The organism is Sporolactobacillus sp. STSJ-5 (assembly GCF_024385605.1).
Classification (GTDB): Bacteria; Bacillota; Bacilli; order Bacillales; family Sporolactobacillaceae; genus Sporolactobacillus.
In genome coordinates this window covers 309,413-330,558 of record NZ_JANFOJ010000002.1, presented here as the reverse complement: position 1 = coordinate 330,558, position 21,146 = coordinate 309,413, and the positions used below count along the sequence as shown (strand labels likewise).

22 protein-coding genes are annotated in these 21,146 nt (G+C 42.0%); 5 read left to right on the top strand and 17 right to left on the bottom strand.

Annotation, left to right across the window (positions count from 1 at the left end; genetic code table 11):
• Positions 1-51 precede the first annotated feature (51 nt).
• From NOM01_RS03745 to NOM01_RS03715, 7 genes are all read right to left on the bottom strand, one after another.
• Positions 52-1,773: an ABC transporter ATP-binding protein gene (locus tag NOM01_RS03745; RefSeq protein ID WP_255746505.1), complete on the bottom strand. Its 1,722-nt coding sequence runs from the start codon at positions 1,771-1,773 to the stop codon at positions 52-54.
• 24 nt (positions 1,774-1,797) lie between these two features.
• A complete protein-coding gene (locus NOM01_RS03740) occupies positions 1,798-3,711 on the bottom strand; it encodes an NAD(+) synthase (RefSeq protein WP_255746631.1) in 1,914 nt (637 codons plus the stop codon).
• A gap of 229 nt (positions 3,712-3,940) precedes the next feature.
• Positions 3,941-4,744, bottom strand: coding sequence for a serine hydrolase (locus NOM01_RS03735; protein WP_255746504.1), 804 nt, complete (start codon positions 4,742-4,744; stop codon positions 3,941-3,943).
• A 50-nt stretch (positions 4,745-4,794) separates the two neighbouring features.
• On the bottom strand, positions 4,795-5,691 hold the full coding sequence (locus tag NOM01_RS17115; RefSeq protein WP_304654747.1) for a C40 family peptidase: 897 nt from the start codon (positions 5,689-5,691) through the stop codon (positions 4,795-4,797).
• A gap of 14 nt (positions 5,692-5,705) precedes the next feature.
• Positions 5,706-6,788 (bottom strand): mandelate racemase/muconate lactonizing enzyme family protein, encoded by a 1,083-nt coding sequence (locus NOM01_RS03725; protein ID WP_255746502.1) that lies wholly within the window; start codon positions 6,786-6,788, stop codon positions 5,706-5,708.
• A 40-nt stretch (positions 6,789-6,828) separates the two neighbouring features.
• A complete protein-coding gene (locus NOM01_RS03720; RefSeq protein WP_255746501.1) occupies positions 6,829-7,749 on the bottom strand; it encodes a S66 peptidase family protein in 921 nt (306 codons plus the stop codon).
• Positions 7,724-8,152: a DUF3870 domain-containing protein gene (locus NOM01_RS03715; protein WP_255746499.1), complete on the bottom strand. Its 429-nt coding sequence runs from the start codon at positions 8,150-8,152 to the stop codon at positions 7,724-7,726. The genes NOM01_RS03720 and NOM01_RS03715 overlap by 26 nt, the downstream gene beginning before the upstream one ends.
• 337 nt (positions 8,153-8,489) lie before the next feature.
• On the opposite strand from NOM01_RS03715, the gene NOM01_RS03710 reads away from it, so the two are divergent.
• Entirely contained in the window at positions 8,490-9,245 is a 756-nt protein-coding gene (locus NOM01_RS03710) for a hypothetical protein (protein ID WP_255746497.1), read from the top strand.
• A gap of 18 nt (positions 9,246-9,263) precedes the next feature.
• Positions 9,264-9,710 (top strand): hypothetical protein, encoded by a 447-nt coding sequence (locus tag NOM01_RS03705; protein WP_255746496.1) that lies wholly within the window; start codon positions 9,264-9,266, stop codon positions 9,708-9,710.
• Here NOM01_RS03705 and NOM01_RS03700 read toward each other — a convergent pair.
• The 5 genes from NOM01_RS03700 to NOM01_RS03680 form a co-directional block, all read right to left on the bottom strand.
• Positions 9,677-10,144, bottom strand: coding sequence for a Fur family transcriptional regulator (locus tag NOM01_RS03700; protein WP_255746495.1), 468 nt, complete (start codon positions 10,142-10,144; stop codon positions 9,677-9,679). The two genes, NOM01_RS03705 and NOM01_RS03700, sit on opposite strands and share 34 nt — an antisense overlap.
• Before the next feature lie 135 nt (positions 10,145-10,279).
• Entirely contained in the window at positions 10,280-10,534 is a 255-nt protein-coding gene (locus NOM01_RS03695; protein ID WP_255746494.1) for a hypothetical protein, read from the bottom strand.
• Positions 10,535-10,626: 92 nt separating this feature from the next.
• Positions 10,627-10,947, bottom strand: coding sequence for an ArsR/SmtB family transcription factor (locus tag NOM01_RS03690; protein WP_255746493.1), 321 nt, complete (start codon positions 10,945-10,947; stop codon positions 10,627-10,629).
• 92 nt (positions 10,948-11,039) lie between these two features.
• Positions 11,040-12,590 carry an ABC-F family ATP-binding cassette domain-containing protein gene (locus tag NOM01_RS03685; protein WP_255746492.1) on the bottom strand — a complete coding sequence of 517 codons (1,551 nt, stop codon included), beginning with the start codon at positions 12,588-12,590 and terminating at the stop codon, positions 11,040-11,042.
• A gap of 306 nt (positions 12,591-12,896) precedes the next feature.
• The gene (locus tag NOM01_RS03680) at positions 12,897-13,370 is read right to left on the bottom strand and encodes a GNAT family N-acetyltransferase (RefSeq protein WP_255746491.1); all 474 of its coding nucleotides are present in this window, start codon (positions 13,368-13,370) and stop codon (positions 12,897-12,899) included.
• Between the two features lie 180 nt (positions 13,371-13,550).
• Here NOM01_RS03680 and NOM01_RS03675 point away from each other — a divergent pair, with 180 nt between their 5' ends.
• Complete coding sequence (locus tag NOM01_RS03675; RefSeq protein ID WP_255746490.1) at positions 13,551-13,931, top strand: hypothetical protein; 381 nt, start codon at positions 13,551-13,553, stop codon at positions 13,929-13,931.
• A 108-nt stretch (positions 13,932-14,039) separates the two neighbouring features.
• Here the strand turns inward: NOM01_RS03675 and NOM01_RS03670 are convergent, their stop codons facing one another.
• The 4 genes from NOM01_RS03670 to NOM01_RS03655 form a co-directional block, all read right to left on the bottom strand.
• The gene (locus NOM01_RS03670; protein ID WP_255746489.1) at positions 14,040-15,491 is read right to left on the bottom strand and encodes an NADP-dependent glyceraldehyde-3-phosphate dehydrogenase; all 1,452 of its coding nucleotides are present in this window, start codon (positions 15,489-15,491) and stop codon (positions 14,040-14,042) included.
• Between the two features lie 599 nt (positions 15,492-16,090).
• Positions 16,091-16,309 (bottom strand): hypothetical protein, encoded by a 219-nt coding sequence (locus NOM01_RS03665; RefSeq protein ID WP_255746488.1) that lies wholly within the window; start codon positions 16,307-16,309, stop codon positions 16,091-16,093.
• Between the two features lie 83 nt (positions 16,310-16,392).
• Positions 16,393-16,878, bottom strand: coding sequence for a dihydrofolate reductase (locus tag NOM01_RS03660; protein ID WP_255746487.1), 486 nt, complete (start codon positions 16,876-16,878; stop codon positions 16,393-16,395).
• Positions 16,875-17,669 (bottom strand): thymidylate synthase, encoded by a 795-nt coding sequence (locus tag NOM01_RS03655; RefSeq protein WP_255746486.1) that lies wholly within the window; start codon positions 17,667-17,669, stop codon positions 16,875-16,877. Before NOM01_RS03655 ends, NOM01_RS03660 begins: the two co-directional genes overlap by 4 nt.
• Before the next feature lie 199 nt (positions 17,670-17,868).
• Between NOM01_RS03655 and NOM01_RS03650 the strand changes: the two genes are divergently transcribed.
• Together NOM01_RS03650 and NOM01_RS03645 are read left to right on the top strand one after the other, a co-directional pair.
• Positions 17,869-18,852 carry a hypothetical protein gene (locus NOM01_RS03650; RefSeq protein WP_255746485.1) on the top strand — a complete coding sequence of 328 codons (984 nt, stop codon included), beginning with the start codon at positions 17,869-17,871 and terminating at the stop codon, positions 18,850-18,852.
• Positions 18,849-19,649, top strand: coding sequence for a protein-glutamine gamma-glutamyltransferase (locus tag NOM01_RS03645; protein ID WP_255746484.1), 801 nt, complete (start codon positions 18,849-18,851; stop codon positions 19,647-19,649). The genes NOM01_RS03650 and NOM01_RS03645 overlap by 4 nt, the downstream gene beginning before the upstream one ends.
• Here the strand turns inward: NOM01_RS03645 and NOM01_RS03640 are convergent.
• Entirely contained in the window at positions 19,637-21,118 is a 1,482-nt protein-coding gene (locus NOM01_RS03640; RefSeq protein ID WP_255746483.1) for an MDR family MFS transporter, read from the bottom strand. The two genes, NOM01_RS03645 and NOM01_RS03640, sit on opposite strands and share 13 nt — an antisense overlap.
• Positions 21,119-21,146: the final 28 nt, after the last annotated feature.

Sequence of the window (21,146 nt, the reverse complement as noted above, 5' to 3'; positions counted from 1 at the left end):
CCGGCAAAGTTTTTGCCGGAAGTCCTGTCAACGATTAATTGCCTTAAACCATTACATTGTCAATGAGAACTGTGATTCGTACAAGCGACGATAAACACCGTCTTGACTGATCAGTTGATCATGAGTGCCTTGCTCAGTAATTCCGTCACTAGTAACGACAATAATTCGATCTGCATTTTTGATTGTTGCCAGACGGTGAGCAATAATCAGCGTTGTGCGTCCTTTGGACAATAATTCAAGCGACTGCTGAATTGCGACCTCTGTCTCAGTATCCAACGCGGAAGTCGCTTCGTCAAGAATTAAAATTGACGGATCCTTAAGGAACATACGTGCGATCGAAAGGCGTTGTTTTTGGCCGCCGGATAATTTGACACCTCGTTCACCAATAACCGTGTCTAAACCGTTGGGCATATTCGCCACTGTATCTTCTAATTGCGCGAGCCGGATTACACGCCAAATATCATCATCGGTTGCATCTAGTTTCCCGTACGCTACATTTTCACGTAGCGTTCCAGAAAAAAGGAAGACATCTTGTTGTACTAAACCGATGTGATGGCGCAATGAGGAAAGTTTAAAGTCATGAATATCAATACCGTCAATCATAATCCTGCCTTCGGTCACATCGTAAAATCGAGGAAGCAGACTGCACAGAGTCGTCTTGCCAGCACCTGTCGGACCGACAAATGCAACTGTTTCTCCGGCATGAATGTGCAAATCAATGTGATTCAGCACCTGTTTCTTTCCTTCGTACCCAAAGCTGACATCGCAGTAGTCAATCCCGCCTTTCACGGAATCCACTTCAAGTGCACCCTCTTTATCTACGATTTCCGGTGCAAGACTTTTTAGGTTCATAAATCGTTTGAAACCGGCAATCCCTTTAGGATACAGTTCAATAATCGCATTAAATTTTTCAATCGGCTGAACAAAAATATTGGAAAGCAACAAAAAGGCAACAAATTGTCCGCTGCTTAATTCACCGTGAATGACAAACCAGGAGCCACTGATTAATGTAAATAGAGTGATCAGCCTCATGAAAAAGTAGTTGGTTGTCACACTTGTAGCCATAATCTTATAGGAAAATAGTTTCGCTCTCTGATATAATTTATTATTTTCTCGGAACTGTTTTCGTTCGTAGTTTTCATTCGAAAATGCTTGTACCACACGAATTCCGCCAACCGCATTCTCAACATTGGCGTTAAATACGGCAATATCCTGATAAATTTGGTCAGTTGCTCGAGTCATTTTCATGTTGAACACAATGATAAACGTTCCAAGAATCGGGACAAGAATAAACGTGATGCACGCCAATTTCCAATTAATCGTCAGCATTAAGAAAAATGCTCCGAACAAAGACATCAAGGCAATAAATATATCTTCCGGTCCGTGATGCGCGGTCTCGCCAATATCAAAAAGATCGGTAGTGAGACGCGACATCATATGTCCTGTTTTGTTATTATCGAAAAAATGAAACGATTGCCTTTGAATATGTTCGAACAGTTCCTGGCGAATATCCGTTTCAATCTTGATTCCCAGCATATGCCCCCAATAGGTCACAACATAATGAGTGACTGTATTAATCACATAAAAAAGGAGCAGACCAGCTGAAGCAAGCATAATAATAGACCAATCCTTTCCAGGTAGCAGTCGATCGATGACTTGATTAACTGCTACAGGGAAAACAAGTTCGAGCAAGGCAAGCAGTACTGCACAGAAAAAGTCGAGGAAAAATAGTTTTTTATAGGGTTTATAATAAGCGAAAAATGAGCGGATCACATGCTCGCCTCACTTTCGTTTGATTTATAGTTCATTCAGCCAAAGATCACGGCTGGCATCAGAAGGCATTCGCCAGTCACCTCTCGGCGACAAGCTGACTGTCCCGACTTTTGGCCCATCCGGAATTGCCGAACGTTTGAACTGCATTGAGAAAAAGCGTCGAATAAAAACAGTCAGCCATTTTCGAATGGTCGCATCATCATAAGAGCCTGCAAATGCTGATTTTGCCAAAAAGAGTATTTTTGCTGGAGTAAATGCACTGCGAACAAAATAGTATAGGAAAAAATCATGTAATTCATAAGGACCTACAATATCTTCGGTTTTCTGTGCAATTTTCCCTTCACCGTCTTTCGGCAGCAATTCAGGGGTCACCGGAGTATCAAGAACGTCAAGAAGAATAGTACTGATCTCTTTGCTTGTCTCTTCTTCGGCAACATAACGGACAAGATAACGGACAAGGGTTTTCGGAACAGAACAATTGACAGCGTACATCGACATATGATCGCCATTATAGGTACTCCAACCAAGCGCGAGCTCAGACAAATCACCGGTTCCAATAACAAGCCCGCCTTCTTTATTGGCAATGTCCATCAAGATCTGCGTACGTTCACGTGCTTGAACATTTTCATAAGTTACATCATGAATTGCCGGATCATGCCCGATATCTTTAAAGTGCTGCAGGCACGCCGCTACAATATTAACTTCTCGAAAATCAGTTTCAAGTTTCTTGCACAGAGATACGGCATTTTGATACGTGCGATCAGTCGTACCGAAACCAGGAAGCGTTACAGTGATGATATCTTTCCGATCGTAATTAAGTAGGTCATAAGTCTTTGCAATAACGAGCAATGCCAAGGTGGAATCAAGTCCACCGGAAATACCGATGACCGCTTTTTTTAATCCAGTATGTTCCATTCGTTTGGCTAGTGCTGCAGCCTGAATATTGAAAATTTCGCTACAACGTTGTTCTCTTTGCTTTGCATCAGAAGGAACAAACGGATGTTTGTCAATTGCTCGATCAAAGATTCCAAATTCCGTGTTTTTAAAGGAGAAAGGAATTTTTCTCGCCTTCCAAGGAACCGTTGATGATGCTTCTCTAAAGCTAATGTTTTTGATTCGTTGCAGATTCAGCCGATCAATGTCAACAATTGATGTAACGACTTGGTTCTCCCTTTGAAAACGTTTATTCTTAGTCAGCATATTTCCGTTTTCAGCAATTAATAGTTCTCCTCCAAAAACAACATCGGTGGATGATTCACCCGTACCTGCACCGGCGTATATGTAAGAAGCCATGCATTTTGCACTTTGCGCGGCAACAAGCGCTTTTCTGTAGTCAGCTTTGCTGACCACTTCATTTGATGCGGACAGATTTCCGATCAACTGCGCGCCAGCAAGGCTCAAATAACTGCTTGGTGGCACAACGCTCCACAAATCCTCGCAAATTTCAAATCCAATTTGAAACGGCCCGCTTTGGAAGAGAAGATCAATGCCAAATGGTATTGATTTTTGAAAAGATAAATCAACCGTATGACCGATAATTTCTCTTCCTGATGAGAACCAGCGTCTTTCGTAGAACTCTTCATAATTCGGTATGTAACTCTTAGGAACAATGCCCAGCACGTTTCCATCAAATAAAATATACGCACAATTATAGACCACTGTCTCTGCATAGAGTGGGGCACCAACAGCAATCAGTATATCTTTTCCGGCACTGTAGGCACATAATTCCTTTACGCCCAAAGCTGCTTGATCAAGTAATTGTTTCTGCAGGAACAAATCGGCACATGTGTAGGATGTTACGCACAATTCCGGAAAAACAACGAGTTTTGCATGTTCTCCAACAGCTTGATCAACACATTTTTTAATGTTTCTTACATTCGAATCAACATTCGCGACTTGAGTTACCGGACAAGCAGCAGCCAAGCGGATAAAATTCATTGAATTCAATACTTAAACCTCCGATCAGGCAGACTTAAAAATGCCTACGATATACATTATCCCTAAAACCGGAACCAACAATGCACCGTTAAACAAAAAGCCTCCCAGTTCCGGAGAGGCATAAGCAACAGCATCATTGTTTTATTAACTTACAATCTTGCACTGCATAAATCAAATTAACTTTATTCTAATGCCGCTTCAAAAAAATGTCAATGTATGGATATTAACGTCAACCAACTGATTGAGCAATTTCAACTAAATAATCAGCAATCCGTTGACCAATATTTTGTATCGCAGCCAAGGCAGACTGGCGGTTTTCAAAATCACTTGTCAGTACACTCACGGCAACGGAATGTCCGCCGCAAACAAAAAAGGCGGCATCATGATCAATTTCGTTCATTTCACCGGTTTTATTGTAAACCGTCACCGGCTGATCTTTTTCATTAAACAGTCCTGGCAGCTTGTCTCTAAATTGTTGGTGAAGCATCCATGATTTTGCCTCATCTGGCAACGGATCATGCTCGGAAAATATTCGTCTAATCATCCAATTCGCATCATGAGCACTTATCCAGTTGGTGCGCCCTTCCTGCTGCGCACGTTCGTCCATCATCCTTCGCTCAATTCTTGTCTCTGCCAGACCCTGTTCTTCCACCCATGACTGAATGTTGTCGATACCTAAGAAATCCATAAGCACATTCGTCGCAGTGTTATCCGATACATTAATCATCAAAGCGAGCAAGTCTTTGATCGTCCAATCGCGACGAGATAAGACCTGTAGAACACCGGACCCACTGACGATTTGCTTTTCATCCAAATGAATCATTTTTTCAAGAATAGTGGATCTGATCGTTAATTGTTCATATGTATACAGTAAAATCGGAAGCTTAATCAAGCTTGCAGCCACCATTGGAATATTTGCTTGATAAGATAAGAAAAAGCCATCTGATCCCGCTGCTTCAATCTCAATTTTCTCACCAAGAGGAAGTACGATTGCCTTAATATCATTGTACAATTTCTTATTTAAATCAACCAATCTTCTCACCTCGTTCATCATCTATATCTTAATTTAAAACTGAACCCGATTCATTCCTTCCAGTAACGACGAATCGTGCACAATTCTTCTTCATACTTTGATTCTTTAAGTTCTGTAATACTGATAATTGCACCAGGCGTTGGAGAGTGGATCATTTTACCGTTTCCAACATAAATGCCGACATGGTGGACATAACCCTTCCCTCTCTCATAAGCAAAAAAAAGCAAGTCTCCCGGTAGCACATTCTCAAATGAAACAGCCTTGCCTAGAATCGATTGATCATCTGCATCCCGTGGAATTAAATAACCGCCTGCATAAAACATCGAATAACTGAATCCGGAACAATCATAACCATATGCACTCATTCCGGACCATAGGTAAGGAAGGTTCAAAAATCGTTCAGCATTTCTTACTATTTCAGAGCCGGAAAGAAGATGCTGCTGTTCAGGAAGAAGAACATCCTTTTTGTGGATAAAGCCTGGGCCGATAGGGCTGTCTACCATAAGATCGATGTCCCCTGTTTCGAGAACAGGCAAAAATGTTCCGAAACTTAAATCAAACACCGGTTCTTTTTGAGTCGTAAAGAATGTTGCCATTTTACTCTGAACCATGACCAACGCGCAATTTGTACTCATGTCAGTTTCAATAGAATGACGGATCGGCATCCAACCCGGATATCCACGTTTATCTTTAGTCGACGGTTGGCTGGGAACGTGAACTTTTGCCCATGCCCCCTTTATTTCGTCAATAATTAGTTCATTACCGAACAGTACTTGAGTTTGGAGCCTTTTTTCCTTGCACAATGCAATGGTTTCATCACGCGTCATTGACCGTAACCATGCAGCCATGTCAGGTCGGTCATTAACAACGGCCACATCAATAGTCCGAACTGATTCCGGATTTGTCCAGATCGTCGCCACTGGAACAGATACTCTCCTTCTTTTCAATTGAATCTTCTCCCTCAATTGATTTGAACCCGTTGGATACCTAATCCAGGTGTATCAGGCAGTGAGATGCAACTATAGTTGTAAATGGCACCGCCAATGACCGGATTGGATGCAAACATGAGTGGTGTATCAAGATCACAGCGCGTCACATTTGCTTTTGCAGCAGCAAAGTGACAAGCTGCCGTAACCGCAACATTTGACTCAACCATACAGCCGACCATGCATTCAACGCCATACGCTTCCGCAAGGTTATTGATTTTCTCAGCACCATAAATGCCGCCTGCCTTCATCAATTTAATATTCACAATGTCGCATCCATGCATTGCCAGAAGCCTCGCTGCGTCCGCAGGACTAAAAATGCTTTCGTCAGCCATAATTAATGTGTCTACATGTTCCGTAACATATCTCATTCCTTCAAAATCCCATGCAGGTACAGGCTGTTCAATTAACTCAATATTTAAATCCATATCCTCCATTTTATGAATAATGGCAACGGCAGATTTGGCGTTCCACCCCTGGTTCGCATCGAGTCTTAATTTTATATGAGAACCTACAGCCCGTCTGAGACCTTGAACGCGTTCAAGATCTTCTTTTACTGTCGAATTGCCTACTTTTATTTTCAGTGTTGTAAATCCTTTTTTAACGTAGCCAATTGCATCTTGAATCATTTCATCTACAGGATTAACACTTACAGTGAAATCCGTTTCAAGTTTATTGTCATTGCCTCCGAGCAGCTGATAAAGCGGAAGCCCTGATCTTTTTGCCAAGCAATCATACACAGCAATATCGATAGCCGCTTTTGCACTTGAATTATGCAAAATCGCTTGATCTACCGCATGATTAATCCGTTCTTTTTGTTCAATTTCAAGTCCGATAATTTTCGGACGAATAACTTCCATTACAGCGTATTCAATACTTGCAAGACTTTCACCGGTAATCACATGTGTCGGAGGAGCCTCACCAATTCCTGTTGTTCCATCATCACAGGTGATAAACACGACTGTACTTTCAGCTGTATTCACCGTTCGAAGTGCGGTTTTAAATGGTTTGACCAGTGGTATCGCCAGTCTTTTTGTTTGTACATCAACGATTTTCATCCTATTCGCCCTTTCAGGATTTCATTAAGTCAAAAATCGGTTACATCACGCCCGGCTGAATCCACAGCTGTTTCCGATCGGCATCGAGCATGGCGTCAACGCCGAGTGGAACGGAAAAATTCGGAGCACAATGTCCAATGAAAAAGCCGCTGACCACAGGCTTTCCCAGAGATCCTAAATAAGTCCGGATAACTTCTTGGTATGTGAGCGTATCCTTTTTATCGTCCGGTAGATTTTGGTGAATATCGCCGATGATAAATCCGGCTGCTTGATCTAATTTTCCTGTTAGTCTCAATTGATTAAGCATACTGTCAATCCGATAGGGTGCTTCTCCGATATCTTCAATTAAGACCAGTTTATTTTTCATGTTAATCTCAAATGGTGTACCAATTGAGCTGACTAAAAGTGATAAATTGCCACCGACTAGCTTTCCTTCAGCAGTACCGCCATGTAACGTGGAGAGCGGAGACAAATGTTCATCATAGCGCAATGACATGGGTTGAAATAGCTGGGAAAACAACTGTTTTGAGAGCAGCGGAACATCGGGAGCACTGAGATCCGAAGCAAGCATAGGTCCGTGAAAGGTTATCAAATCGGTTTGCTGCCTAATTGCCGTATGTAAATAAGTAATATCGCTATATCCCCAGAAAACTTTCGGATGCTTTCGGATCAAGTCAAAATCAATTCGATCTGCGAATCGTGCAGTACCATAACCGCCTCTTGAACAAATAATCGCACGTACCGTATCATCAGCAAACATCTCATGGAAATCAGCCAACCGTTCTTCATCGGATCCAGCCAAATAACCGTATTTCTTATCTATATTTTTGCCCAAACGAACCCGGAAACCAAGCTGTTTTAACCATTCACATCCCTTCTCAAGTCGCTGCATGTCCGGGGAACCGGCAGGGCTGATCACACCTATTGTATCTCCCTCATATAATCGCCTTGGAATAATCATTGACGTTTCTCCTTTCATGCCCAAACACCACAAAATCCAGTTCAAAATCATTTTGAACTGGATTTTTTCGAGGACGATATAGACAAAGCCTATAGGCTTCTTTTTTGCGTTTGTTTTCCTTGAGCGCATCACTAAAAGCCGCCATTAACGCTTTTTGGCAAGAACCAATATATCTTTGCTGAATATCAAGAACAATTAGAAGATTATTTATCAGTACTCCCAATAAAACAGAGCAAACACATTGCATAGTCAACTGAATCGTCACAAAATAATCAACACTTCTGCCATTTGCTTCACACACCACAATACCCCAAAAAAATGAGTTGAATTGTAAAGCGATCTGATTGATCCGTGTCGGCTTTTCATTGAAAAATAAATAATTCGAATTGTTATAATGAGTCATTACCTTAGTGTCCTTCCTCAGCCACAATCAAGTACCACAAAAGACTAACGGCAGGAATACCGCAGATGACTAAAATCATGAAAATTTATAGGAACAAAATAAGTATATTAGGACTCATTTACTTTGTCAATATTTTAAAAATTGTGCTAAGAACCGACGATGGGATGAATTGGGAAAGTACTTATTAATGAGAACAAAAGTGATCTTTGATCATAATAATTGAGTCGCCAATTTGTCATGTATGAATTACATGCTTAGAGGAAAACTAACAAGAAAAATGCTTAATGATGTAGTGTACATCCACCATCAATCCTAATGTTTAGATTGGAGTTTAAAAATGGTAAGAAGAAAGAGAGCAATTTTAGACTGCTTCGGATCCGCAAGTTTGTCCCATCATCGTCCGGCGGTGGTCGCTTGGTGGTCAGCAGCATTTGCAGGTTTTGGTCATATGCTTTTGGATATGCATATTAAAGGGAATGTCTTATTTCTTTTTGAAATCATTATCAACTTCAATTCAAAATTAAACTTAGCAATGGTTTATTCCTTCGTAGGTGATTACGAACATGCAACAAATGTTCTCAATACGCAATGGGTACTCATCTACATTCCTTTTTATTTTTATTGTATTTGGGACAGCTATCGTACGGCTACAAAATTGAATCTCTTATATACATTAGTTAAAAACCAGCCAGTAGAAATGGACGTGCTTGATTTACGTTCAATAGAAACTTGTTTTTTAGATAAGCGTCTGCCCTGGGCAGCTTCTATTTGGTCACTTTTACTTCCCGGATTGGGACAACTTTATACACGTCGTCTTATTCCCGCAATTTCACTTTTGGCGTGGTCGGTGGCTATTTATGTTAATTGCCATGAACTTCAGAGCATTCAACTGTTCATTATTGACCATGCAGAATTCAACGAGTCGATTCAGTTACTTGATGCTGAATGGTTTCTTTTTATTCCTTCGCTTATTTGGGGCAGTGCTTACGACGCATATTCGAAAACAAGTGAAAGTAATCGCCTTTTCGAGGAAGAACTCAGCACCTATTTACGTCGAGAGTGGGGAGCAAATCGATCACGACTGAATATCTGAGAAAGGGGGCAAAGATCAATGAGCAACATCATCTGCCTATTTCATCCATCACTTTCAGTTGAACTATTATTGACCGAACTTCAAAGAAATAAAATTAAAAAAAGCGATATTTCCTGCTTTGTTTTGAAAGCGCCAACTCAATCAAAACCAAAATCAGGTTATAAAGATCCTACTGAAACAACAAGTTTGGCAGATTTGGGATTTATTTTCGCAACTATTTTCGGAGTCATTGGCGCAAGTGTAGGTTTTCTACTGCCGCTTGGTCCGATCATCTGGGGAATTGCCTCAAGCGTCTTCGGTTTTTTACTCGGTTTTATTATTGATTGCTGTTATACAAAAGTATTGAAACAAAAGCCGCATACCTACATACTCGTTTCGATTGACTGCACCAGCGAGAAGGAATCTTTAATAAAAAAAATAGCGGAAACCCATCAAGTCATTGGGCTTACCGTTATTGAATCATGAGTTGATTTTTCATCTTTTTCTATTTTTTCGCGGCAATTTTTACAATATCCGTAAATTTCAAATTTATGTCCGGTCACTTGAAATTCGGGATCAATTTGTGACAAGTCCTGCATTGGGCACACATCAATGGTTCTCGTTTTACCGCAACGAAGACAAATAAGATGGTGATGATGATGCTCCTTACAATGGAACTGATACATTTTTTCACCGTCAAGCTCCGTTTCTTCAAGAATCATTAAATCTTGAAACAGCGATAAATTACGATAAATTGTATCGAAGCTGATCCCCGGATAATCATCTTTTAACGCAATCTGAATGTCCTTTGCTGAAAGATATCCACCTTTGCGATCAAATAAATCCAATATATCCTCTCGTTTATCTGTATGTTTGTACCCTTTGTTTTTTAATAAAACCATGGCTTCTCGTTTATTCAATGAGAATCACCTCTTTTGTAGCAAATCATTCTTGATCCTTTACAACACAGCATACCATTTTTCACTAAAAAAGCATAATATTCGTTTCCCACGAAAAAAGAGCTTCCCACTTGGAGAAACTCCCTATCCATTTCTTCACCAAAAAAATCCAATTGCCAAAATAGCTGCGATTGATGCTAGTGCGATTGGATATCCCCATCCTCCGCTTCCCCAGAGGAACAAACCAGGACTGTTTGATAAAACACTTCCAGCAGGTTGCAAATATGCAGTCCGTTCGTCAACACGTGTCAGCATGCCTCGATGGACTGAGCCATCATGGCAACGGATTTCAACCGGCTGATTCACTAGACCACAGCACTGAGAATAAATCGATTGATTGGGCACTTTCATTCCCTCCCATTCACTGGTTATTCTCTAATACTGTATGTCTAAGAAGCGCTTGGAGCGGCGGCATTCATCATCATTCCCCCGCCCGTTCTCACCTATTTCTTGATGTACCGGTGCCTCGTATGGTCAATCGTCTGTGCAAGCAGATTCATGACGTGTTCGTCTTCCTCGGAGTAAAAAATGACTTTTCCCTCGCGACGTGATTTAACCAGATGCAGTTGTTTTAAAAAACTAAGCTGATGAGAAACAGTTGATTGCTGCAGAGCTAAAAGATCGGAAATCTCCGAAACAGAACACTCGCGCTGCGAAAGCAAATAGAGAATCCGAACACGCGTCGGTTCAGACACTGCTTTAAAAATTTGGGCCACTGTAGCCAATGTTTTATTATCTAAATCAACCGGTGTTTTATCACTCATCATGATCATCCTAATCGAAACATTTCATGTGACTACCTTAGCAGATTCTGAACAGATCTGTCTATTGATCCATTTCATTGCACAATCATGGCTTACTTTTTCTTCTTTTTTGACCATTGTTCAATGTCCCAAACCCTTGTGATCCATTTTTCATAGAACGAAGGTTCATGGCTTACTACTAAAACAGTGCCGTCATAAACCTCAAGCGCCTTACTCAATGCTTCCTTTGCGAATACATCAAGGTGGTTTGTCGGTTCATCAAAAATCAGGACATTGCTTTTCTGCAGCATCAGTCTTCCAATTCGGACCTTTGTTTCCTCACCGCCGCTCAATGTATCCATCGGTTGCCGCATATGTTCGGCAAATACTCCGCATTGAGCCAGATGCTGACGCAGAACTTTTTCAGGAGTCTCCGGAAATTGTTCCATCATCCATTCCAGTGGCGTTAAATGAGGCGGCGCCGAGAGTTGTGAAAAGTAGCCGGGCATCACACGCTCCCCTTGTTCGGCACATCCTGATATCGGCTTCAACTCGCCAAGCAGCGTTCGGAGAAGCGTGGTCTTTCCAATGCCATTATGTCCGATAATAGCAATCTTCTCGCCGCGCATAATTTTTTCATTAACGCGTGGAAATAAGGGGCGATCATAGCCGACATCAAGATTCTCCGCTGCGAAAATCATTCGTACCGGCTGACGATCCACTTTAAAATGGAAATGCGGCTTTCGCAACTGTGAAGGTGGATCAAGTCGCTCAATTTTGTCTAACTGTTTTTCCCTGCTCTTCGCTTGCTTTGCCGTAGCCGTACGCACCTTGTTTTTCTGAATATAGGTTTCCAGTTTTTTAATTTCTCGTTGTTGCTGACGGAACGCAATCTCTTGCTGTTCCTGCCGCGCTTCATGCTGTTTAAGATAGGATTGATAATTGCCAACATAACGAATCAATTGCTGGTTTTCCAAGTGATAGACATATTGGGCAATTTGATTCAGAAATTGCGTGTCGTGGGAAATCACAATGAAAGCATGTGAATAGGCGTTGAGATAATTTGTCAGCCAATTAATATGAACAACATCGAGATAGTTCGTCGGTTCGTCAAGCAGCAGTACATCCGGGTTCTCAAGCAGTAACTTTGCAAGACACAATTTGGTCAACTGACCTCCGCTCAATTGTGTTACGTCTTTTTCAAGTCCGATTGCCGATAATCCTAACCCATCAGCCATCTCATGAATCTTTGCGTCGATAGTGTAAAAATCGTTTGCCAGTAAAAGCTCCTGTAGCTGGCCGTATTCGTCAATATAGGAAGGATCCGCATTAGGTTCCTGCATTTTGACAGCAAGTTCATTCATCGTGCGTTCTGCGTCAAACAGTTCTTTAAACGCATCTTGCAGGCTTTCATAAATGCTCTTTCCTTTGCCAAAATTTAGATGTTGCTCAATAACACCGATTTTTAAGTCCTTCCTCTTGCTGATGCCTCCATTATCCGGCAATAATTCACCAAGCAGCAATTTAAGAAAGGTAGATTTTCCGGCACCATTATGACCGACCAGTGCGATATGTTCGCCCTCCATCAGCCTGAAATTCATATCTTGATAAATCAATTTGTCTCCATAAGAAAAAGCGACATCCTTCGCTTCAATAAGTAACATAAGTTCACTCCTCTGATTTGCGGCCGATCAAGAAGCGAGCAGATAGACAGGATATTTTTCGATCCGCATAAAAAGGAGCGAAGCATTGACGCTTCGCCCCTTTTAGTTCGACTTTCAACCGTCAGAAACAGAAACATCCCTTATCTATTGTCACAACCAATTGGCCTTTTTAACATTCGATGAGCACAGACCTCACCCGTATCAAGCCAATTTAAGTTGCAGACAATCAGATAAAATCATTGATATTTCCACTCCCCTTGTAAATACTTTTTCATTTTATACCTAATTTTGATGAAAAGCAATTCGTCACTGACGCAAAACAAGTTCAATCTCATGTTCAATGGGAATACCATCTTCGTTTGCAGCAGAAATTGACGGCTTCAATATTCTTGCTTTAGACACCGCACCCAGATGAAGTGATGACAGTGTGAATCCCATCTTTTGATAAAAAAACAACGCATGTATATTATCGTTCGTTGTTGTCACCCTAAGCGAACATTCGTTTTTGGTTAACTGCACCATCTCATTGATCAGCGCTGAACCAATACCTTGATTCTCAATAAAACTGTTCAAAGAGATGATTTCTATTCCTTTCGCATCTTGTCTGTATGTCAGCATACCTGCGACTTGGTCGTTGGCAAAAGCCAATAGGCCCGGCAATGTCAGCATATCAATTAATTCACCGTGAATGGCCATCGCGGGCCCATTCCAATATTTTCCGAGAAGATTTTTAACTTCTGTTCTGTCCTTTTTTTCAATCTTTCTTATTTGAATGTACAAGTCTTCATCTCCTTGACTTTCCAATAGTACTGACTCAAAAAAATTGATCATGTGCCCATTTTAAGGCATTTGCCTACCCATTTTCTCGGTATCTGCATAGTTTAGATATAGGCCATTGTTTTACTATACTTTGCGCGGAATTACTTTGCCGGCAAGGAATTGATTATAGGAGGAACGAACATGTCATATCCAAGCTATTGGGAAAATCTGGTCAATCAACCTGTAGAAATACAGTGCAATGACGGATCAGTTCACGTTGGAATTATTGAATCGTTTGACCAGGACAATGTATATTTAAAGCCCCTGACCAATGATCAGCAGACGCCAAATGAACGACCTGACGAAACGCGAAACGGTGATGAAAGGTTCTTCGGTTTTGGCCCTCAGGCGTTCCTGGGAGGCTTTGCCGGCGGATTGCTCGGTGTCGGGCTCAGTTCAATTATCGGTGTTCGACCTTGCCCTTACTGCCCTCCAAGACCATTTTATGGACCGGGACCAGGTCCTCGTCCCCCATATGGCGGCGGATTCTATGGACCGGGACCAGGACCGTTTTTCTATTAATCACTGCCCTATCCAGTTTCGCACACCCAATTGGCGGTGTGCTTTTTCTTTGAAAACAAACAAAAAGAGAATCGGCTGATGCCGATTCCCATCTTACTATTGCATAAATTACTTCAAGTTTAAAACAGTGACACGTTCACGAGACATAGACAAGAGACTGTGGTGGATTCCCTGAACACCCATGCCGGATGCCTTTACTCCAAGGAATGGGAAGTGATCCGGGCCACGTTCCGTACGTCCATTAATCTGAACCGTTCCAGCTTCAACTTGCCGAGCCACTGCAAGAGCACGGTCGATATCCTGTGAAAAAATACTTGCTTGTAGACCAAATTCCGATTTGTTTGCAATTTCAATTGCTTCCTCATCAGATTTTACACGAATAATCGGTAATACAGGACCAAAAGGTTCGATCCAAGCGATATCCATATCTTCGGTGACGTTATCCAAAAGTGTAGGATAAATCAGATTTTCCTTGCGCTCATTGCCGATTACGAGAGTGGCTTTTTTTGCGAGCGCATCATCGATCAGACCTTGAACGAAGTCTGCAGACTTGTCATCGATCAGCGGAACGATCGTGCTGTCTTTTTCCGGAGAACCGACAGTCAGCTTTTCAATTTCCGCTTTCAGCCGCGAAACAAGTTCATCGGCAACTTTTTCGTTTACGAGCACGCGCTTGATTGCCGTGCATCGTTGACCTGAGTACGAAAAAGCACCATTCATAATGCTTTTGACAGCTACATCCATATCTGCGTCATCACAAACAAGTGCCGGGTCCTTTCCGCCAAGTTCAAGTACAAGCGGAATCATTGCTGTTTGTTTTGACAGATGGCGGCCGGTTGCTGAACCGCCTGTAAAACTGATCATGTTAATTCCTTTATGTTCAACTAAATAATCGCCAATAACCGATCCACGGCCGGTCGTCAAGCTAAGGAGTCCTTTTGGAAGGCCCGTTTTATCTAGTGCCTCAATCATCTTAATACCGCTGATTGAGCCTTGAGTAGCCGGTTTAAAAATAACAGCATTACCGGTCATTAATGCCGGAGCAATTTTGGAGGCTGCAAGGTTAACGGGATAGTTAAACGGAGCGATGGCCAGCACTACACCTAATGGCGCTCTTTCAACGATTCCGATTTTCTTTTGATCGCCGCCTGGGAATCCATCGCCCTTCAAGCTTTCACCATGCATGTGCAATGCTTCCTGTACAGTGTAACGGATCAAGTCTGCTGTACGTACAACTTCTTTCTGAGCATCCTTAAATCCCTTACCTACTTCCTGCATTACTGCTTTGGCAATTTCTTCACTATTCTTTACCAACTCATCGGCCCATTGGTCAAGGTAAGCACCGCGTTCACTCTGCGTCAGCTTCGCCCAGTCTTTTTGTGCAGCATGTGCTGCAGTTATTGCTTCATCCACTTCATCCTGTGTGACCGCTTGAACATAACCGATCGTTTCTCTCAGGTAAGGGGATTGAATGGCAATCGTCTCGCCGGATGAACTTTTTTTCCATTCACCATTGAGGTACGCCATGTAGGTGGTCAATTCTGATACATTAGAAGCCATACCTGTTCATTCTCCTTTTTTTGTCAACTTTTTTCTTTATCGCCATTGTCATATATGCCGTAAAAAAATTACGTCAAAACAAGTGCTCAAATTGACAATTATTTTCGTTCACCCATTACAGCAAAACAATAAGATTTTCAATGAGTACTCATCTTTTAACAGTTTCATTTTCGCATGAAAAGTTCATAATTTCCAATCTTCTGCTCACTGTCGGTATGATCCGTTCATTCAAAAAACATGCATTAGATTTATCTTACATGTTTATTATAAGTATTTAAAGCAATTTCATATATTTGTCAAGAAAATAAATTTACTTGAACGCACAAAACAATCTTATTTATGCAATTCTTCATTAAATTTGCAGGTCGAATTTCAATGGGCCATTTACAAAAATATCTTTTCAAAATCAGAAAACGAATATGATTAACAAATAGTTTGAACTGCTTTGCCATGAATATGTAACAAGATCCAATCTGAATAGAGAATAGTATCACGAACTCAGAACTCTGTTGGGCTGATTGCCAAGCTATGTTTTTTCTTAATGACTGTTCAGAATACAAATGCGTAAAACAGGAGGCTCCTCCATTAGGAGCCTCCCTTCAGCAGTCACTGCCTTGCAGGAAACGATATCGGTTTGCCAGCGGGGCACAAATTAATGCCAGAACAATAATTGGAAGCCATGCGATCAAAAAAATAAAAAAGGCGGCAAAATGTTTGATTTGCCACGCACGCCAGAACGGGAGCAGGCCAAGCAGGGAACCCATGATCAATCCGATTAATCCATAAGAAAGCAAAAGATGCAGCCATGAAATGATCATTTTTATCAACTCCGTCACTCTTTTTAACAGTTTATGCATACTGAAAAAAGAAGTGAAAGCTGATAATTACATGAACTTCTTAATCACGCGCGTTCATAGATACAGAACGTGTGGGGAAATCGATTGTTACGATCCATAACCCCTTCCGTACTTCGTAATAACCGCCAATTTTGCTTTTGAAAACCAGAAAAATATGTGTCGCCCTCAAATTCTGCGTCAATATGAGTGATATAAAGGCGATCTGCATAAGGCAAGAAAGCTTTAAAAATACCCGCACCGCCAATAATAAAGCATTCACGCCCAAATGCCGTACCGCTTTTTAAAAAGCTCTCTACCGACGAAAAGCACTTAACTTGATTCTGATTAAACTCCGGATTGTGCGTTAAAACGATATTCTCCCGTCCGGGAAGCGGTTTCCCTATGGAATCATACGTCTTCCTTCCCATGATGATCGGGTGACCCATCGTCGTCTGCTTAAAATAGCGCAGATCGTCCGGCAGATGCCACGGCAACTGATTCTCTCTTCCGATCAGCTGATTTTGATCCATAGCAACTAAAAAGGAAATCATACTGACACCTTGCCTTTAATTGCAGGATATGGATCATAGCCGAGAAACTGGAAATCATCATAGTCGAAATCAAAAATAGATGAAACTTTACGGTTGATTGCTAGCTTAGGAAGCGCTCTTGGCTTACGTTCAAGCTGTGTTTTTACTTGATCGAGATGATTAAGATAAATATGAGCATCCCCAAAAGTATGTACGAACTCGCCAACCTCTAGCCCTGTAACATGAGCAATCATATGCGTTAACAATGCATAGGAAGCAATGTTAAACGGCACACCAAGGAACAGATCCGCACTGCGCTGATAAAGCTGACAGCTCAGCCGTCCGTCATTAACATAGAATTGAAACAAGCAATGGCAAGGCGGCAGCGCCATATTAGGTATGTCTAAAGGATTCCATGCCGTGACAATCAATCGACGGGAATCCGGGTTTTTTTTAATTTCATTGATTACATTTGTTATCTGATCAATGGTTTCGCCATTTTTTCCTGGCCAAGATCGCCACTGATGACCGTAAACCGGGCCGAGATCGCCATGTTCATCTGCCCATTCATTCCATATCCGAACGCCGTGTTCCTGAAGATACTTGATATTCGTATCTCCCTTTAGAAACCACAGTAGTTCATAAATGATTGATTTATAGTGCAGTTTCTTTGTCGTCATTAATGGAAATCCGTCCTGCAGATTGAAACGCATCTGATAGCCAAAGATGCTGATTGTTCCGGTGCCGGTCCGATCACTTTTTTCATGACCTTCAGACAGTATTTTACGGCAAAGATTTAAATATTGTTCCACAGATGATCCCCCGCTTTTCGATTACTAATTCTCAGTTTAACATAATCATTTCTTTTCAGAAATAACAGTGAATGTTTTTCTTGTTCCTATTGTCGAATCATTAGACGGATCTGAATGGAATGCCCGTTGAGACGCACGAATAATTCATTGATACGCACATAAGCTTGATACAAGGTTTACTACATTGGAGGTAATTGCGATGAGCGCTGAAAAGCAGCAGAACAATCCATTAAACCAGTTGAGGCGTCAGCAGCCTGACGCCCTCATCGATGAATGGAATCACATCTGCCAAACCGATCAAGAGCAGGCATTCACCATGATTAATGATCCCGGATTGGAGTTTCCGGTTCTTTTTATGCTTAGAGACCAAGTAGAAACGCGCGGTAATGCGTTAACCCCTCGTGCTCGTATCGCTTTGGCGCAAATACGTAATGTGCTCCATGGTGCAGATTTAGGAAACAACCATCCTGCCTCATTTGCAGACCAGCATGATGAAGTAGTCGAATCCATGTACTGGATACTGAATACCGGATGGAAAAACATTGTGTCGACCGACTACACACAAGTTATTGACCAAACGGCAATTAATCTTTTGCATACGTATCATGAAAATTGGCTAAAGGGAATGGTTGATCTGGTCATTTATCGTTATAAAAATAAAAGCCAGCGCCATTATTTAATCAGTGCCATGTGGGAGACGGCAAATCCTCTATGTCTTGTCTATCTATCAAACTACTTCTTATCCGATCAATCCGTTGAAAGCAATTACGCGCGTAAAATGCTTGCCTTTATTCCGGAAGTCCGTCATTCCCTTGATAATCAATCGGCACTGCTCGCCTTTGAAACCTGGTATGAAGAAAACGCCCACTATTTAGTTTATACGGGTGAAACAAATGATGCTGTTCCCGGAGGACGTCCATACAGGATCCATTATAGTGCAAAATATCTTGGAAAATCAGTTTCCTCCCGCAGTGGTGAACCTATTCAGGCGCTTTTGCCTAACGAAAAAAAGAACTATTTCGACTTTCTTAAATTACAGCCCCGCCTGCAAACGAGTTTGTCAGCCTACTCCATACGTTTAAGAAAACAGCAGCCGAAAATTTGGCGATCCTGGGTGGTTCAGCCGCTGAAAGATCAGCTTCAATCCATCAACACTGCTGCACATGGGGGGTATTATCTATGATCATTGCGGCAAACCAGCAACTCTCAGCCGACGATTATGGAAGTTTCGCCTCAAACGGCCGATTCGCACCAGTCATATTCAGAGCCATGGCGGAATCGCATGAGTGGTTTGCTTATCCGTCACGTCATGAACTGAATTTTGAAATCAAACTCAGAAATGAGACCATTGAAGCCGCGCATGCCCTCCTTGCAAGCCGCGCATCCTTTGCGACTTTCTATTACTCGGAGTGCAATGATTACTACTGGACATTAACAGGAGACGGCGGATTTGAATTGAAGCCTGGAGTACCGGCATCACAAGCTGTTAATGACATTTTTGTTAACGGTGAAGCCTATGCATTCGAATGTGCAACAGCAATGATGATTATTTTTTATAAAGCATTAATCGATACAATTCCAGCCGAGCGATTCAACGAGGTCTTTCAACACCTCTATTTATGGGATTGGCAAAATCATCCCTTCTTCCCACTAAGAAACATACCGCGTGTCGGAGGAGGGATTCCGGGTGATGTACGCTATTTTAAAAATCCAGATGTCAGTCCGCAAACACCTCAATGGCAAGGTGAAAATGTCGTTGATCTATCAGATGAAATGTATTTCGGTCATGGGGTTGGTATCTTGCCGGCAAGTCAAATGATTGCCGAATTAAATCAATATCGGCGTCCCGGTGCTGTTACCTCTGCATTTCTTATGAGCAATGCGACACGACCTAACTATTTATCATTGTCCGCACTCGCAGATGGCACGCAGATGGATGGAATTCGAATTGCTGCCGGAACTTCGTTTTACTCCTTTTGATGAGTGTACAGCTGCCTTGGCAGCAGTAATGTAATACAAAGCACGATCAATGCCAAGACCATGAACACCATAAACAGATGATGGATGCCAAGCATGAGAATTTCACGAAGCACGTGCAGCACAGTTAATTGCAGCTGTTCGTGACCCTGAGGATGGACAAGTTGATTTAATTGATCAACCGAATATTCAGATTCGCCTTTTTCAGAAATTGCACGAGCTGCCTGCGCATTGAAATACATGCCAAAAAAAGCAGCACCGATTGTTTGCCCAATACTGCGAAAAAATTGATTCGATGCCGTAACCGCACCGCGCATCTTTTTTCCTGCGGCAGACTGTGCGGCAATCGTTGTCAGTGTTAAAGTGATGCCAAAACCTAACCCAAGTATCGCAGTAATTATATAGAGTACAAACGGCTCGCTTCCAAAACGAAGCGTTGTCAGCCAAACAGTGCCGATTAGAAGAAATAGAGCACCGACACTCACGCTTTTCCGCAGTCCGAATTTTGGCATCAGCCGACCGCATAAAAAGGATCCGGACATCCAAGCAAGGGACATAGGTGTCAATACAAATCCGGATGCAGTTGCACTGTATCCAAGTAATCCTTGAAGCCACATTGGCATATAGATATCGTTGCCAATAAGGATTGCGCTTGCAATCAGTGCAATTAGATTGGTAAAGAACACGACCGGCATTCTTAAAAGTGTGAGCGGAATCATTGGATCTTCTGCATGCTTTTCAATAAACAAGAACAATCCAATCAGCACAACTGATAAGCTGATGAACATAATATTTATGAAATCATTCAAACCGCTCTCTCCGATACGCTGTAGCGCAATAAGCAGCAGGATCATGCTCATTGCGAACACCCCCGCCCCGACAAAGTCAACCGACTTGCGTTCGTGATTCCAATCTTCGTGAAGACCGAATTGCACAAGAAGAATTGTTAATGCGCCGAAAGGCAGATTAATAAAGAAAATCCAATGCCAGGATAAAATGTCGACGAAGAATCCTCCTACGAGAGGACCCAAGATTCCTGCCACACCCCAGATCATCCCCATCATTCCGAACATTTTTGCTCGTTTTTCTACAGGATATATATCTCCGATTATGGTCGTGCTGAGTGTCATTACAGCACCGGCGCCAATGCCTTGAATTCCGCGGAAGACAATTAATCCTTGCATGTTCCAAGCAAATCCGCACAGGACAGAGCCAATTAAGAAAAGAAGCGTACCAATGAAAAAAATCTTCTTTCTGCCGAAAAGATCTGACAACTTCCCAAATAGCGGCACAGTAACTGCAGATGTGAGCATGAAAATGGAAAAGACCCAATCCATAAAGCGTATTCCTTGTAAATCACCAATTATTTTGGGCATCGCCGTGCTGACTATTGTTCCCTCAATGGCTGTCAGAAGGGTACCGATCATTAATCCGGCAAGTACCACATTTTTATTTGTTTCCCTCTTGCCCATAACGTCCTCCTTTGAATCTCCTTACTGA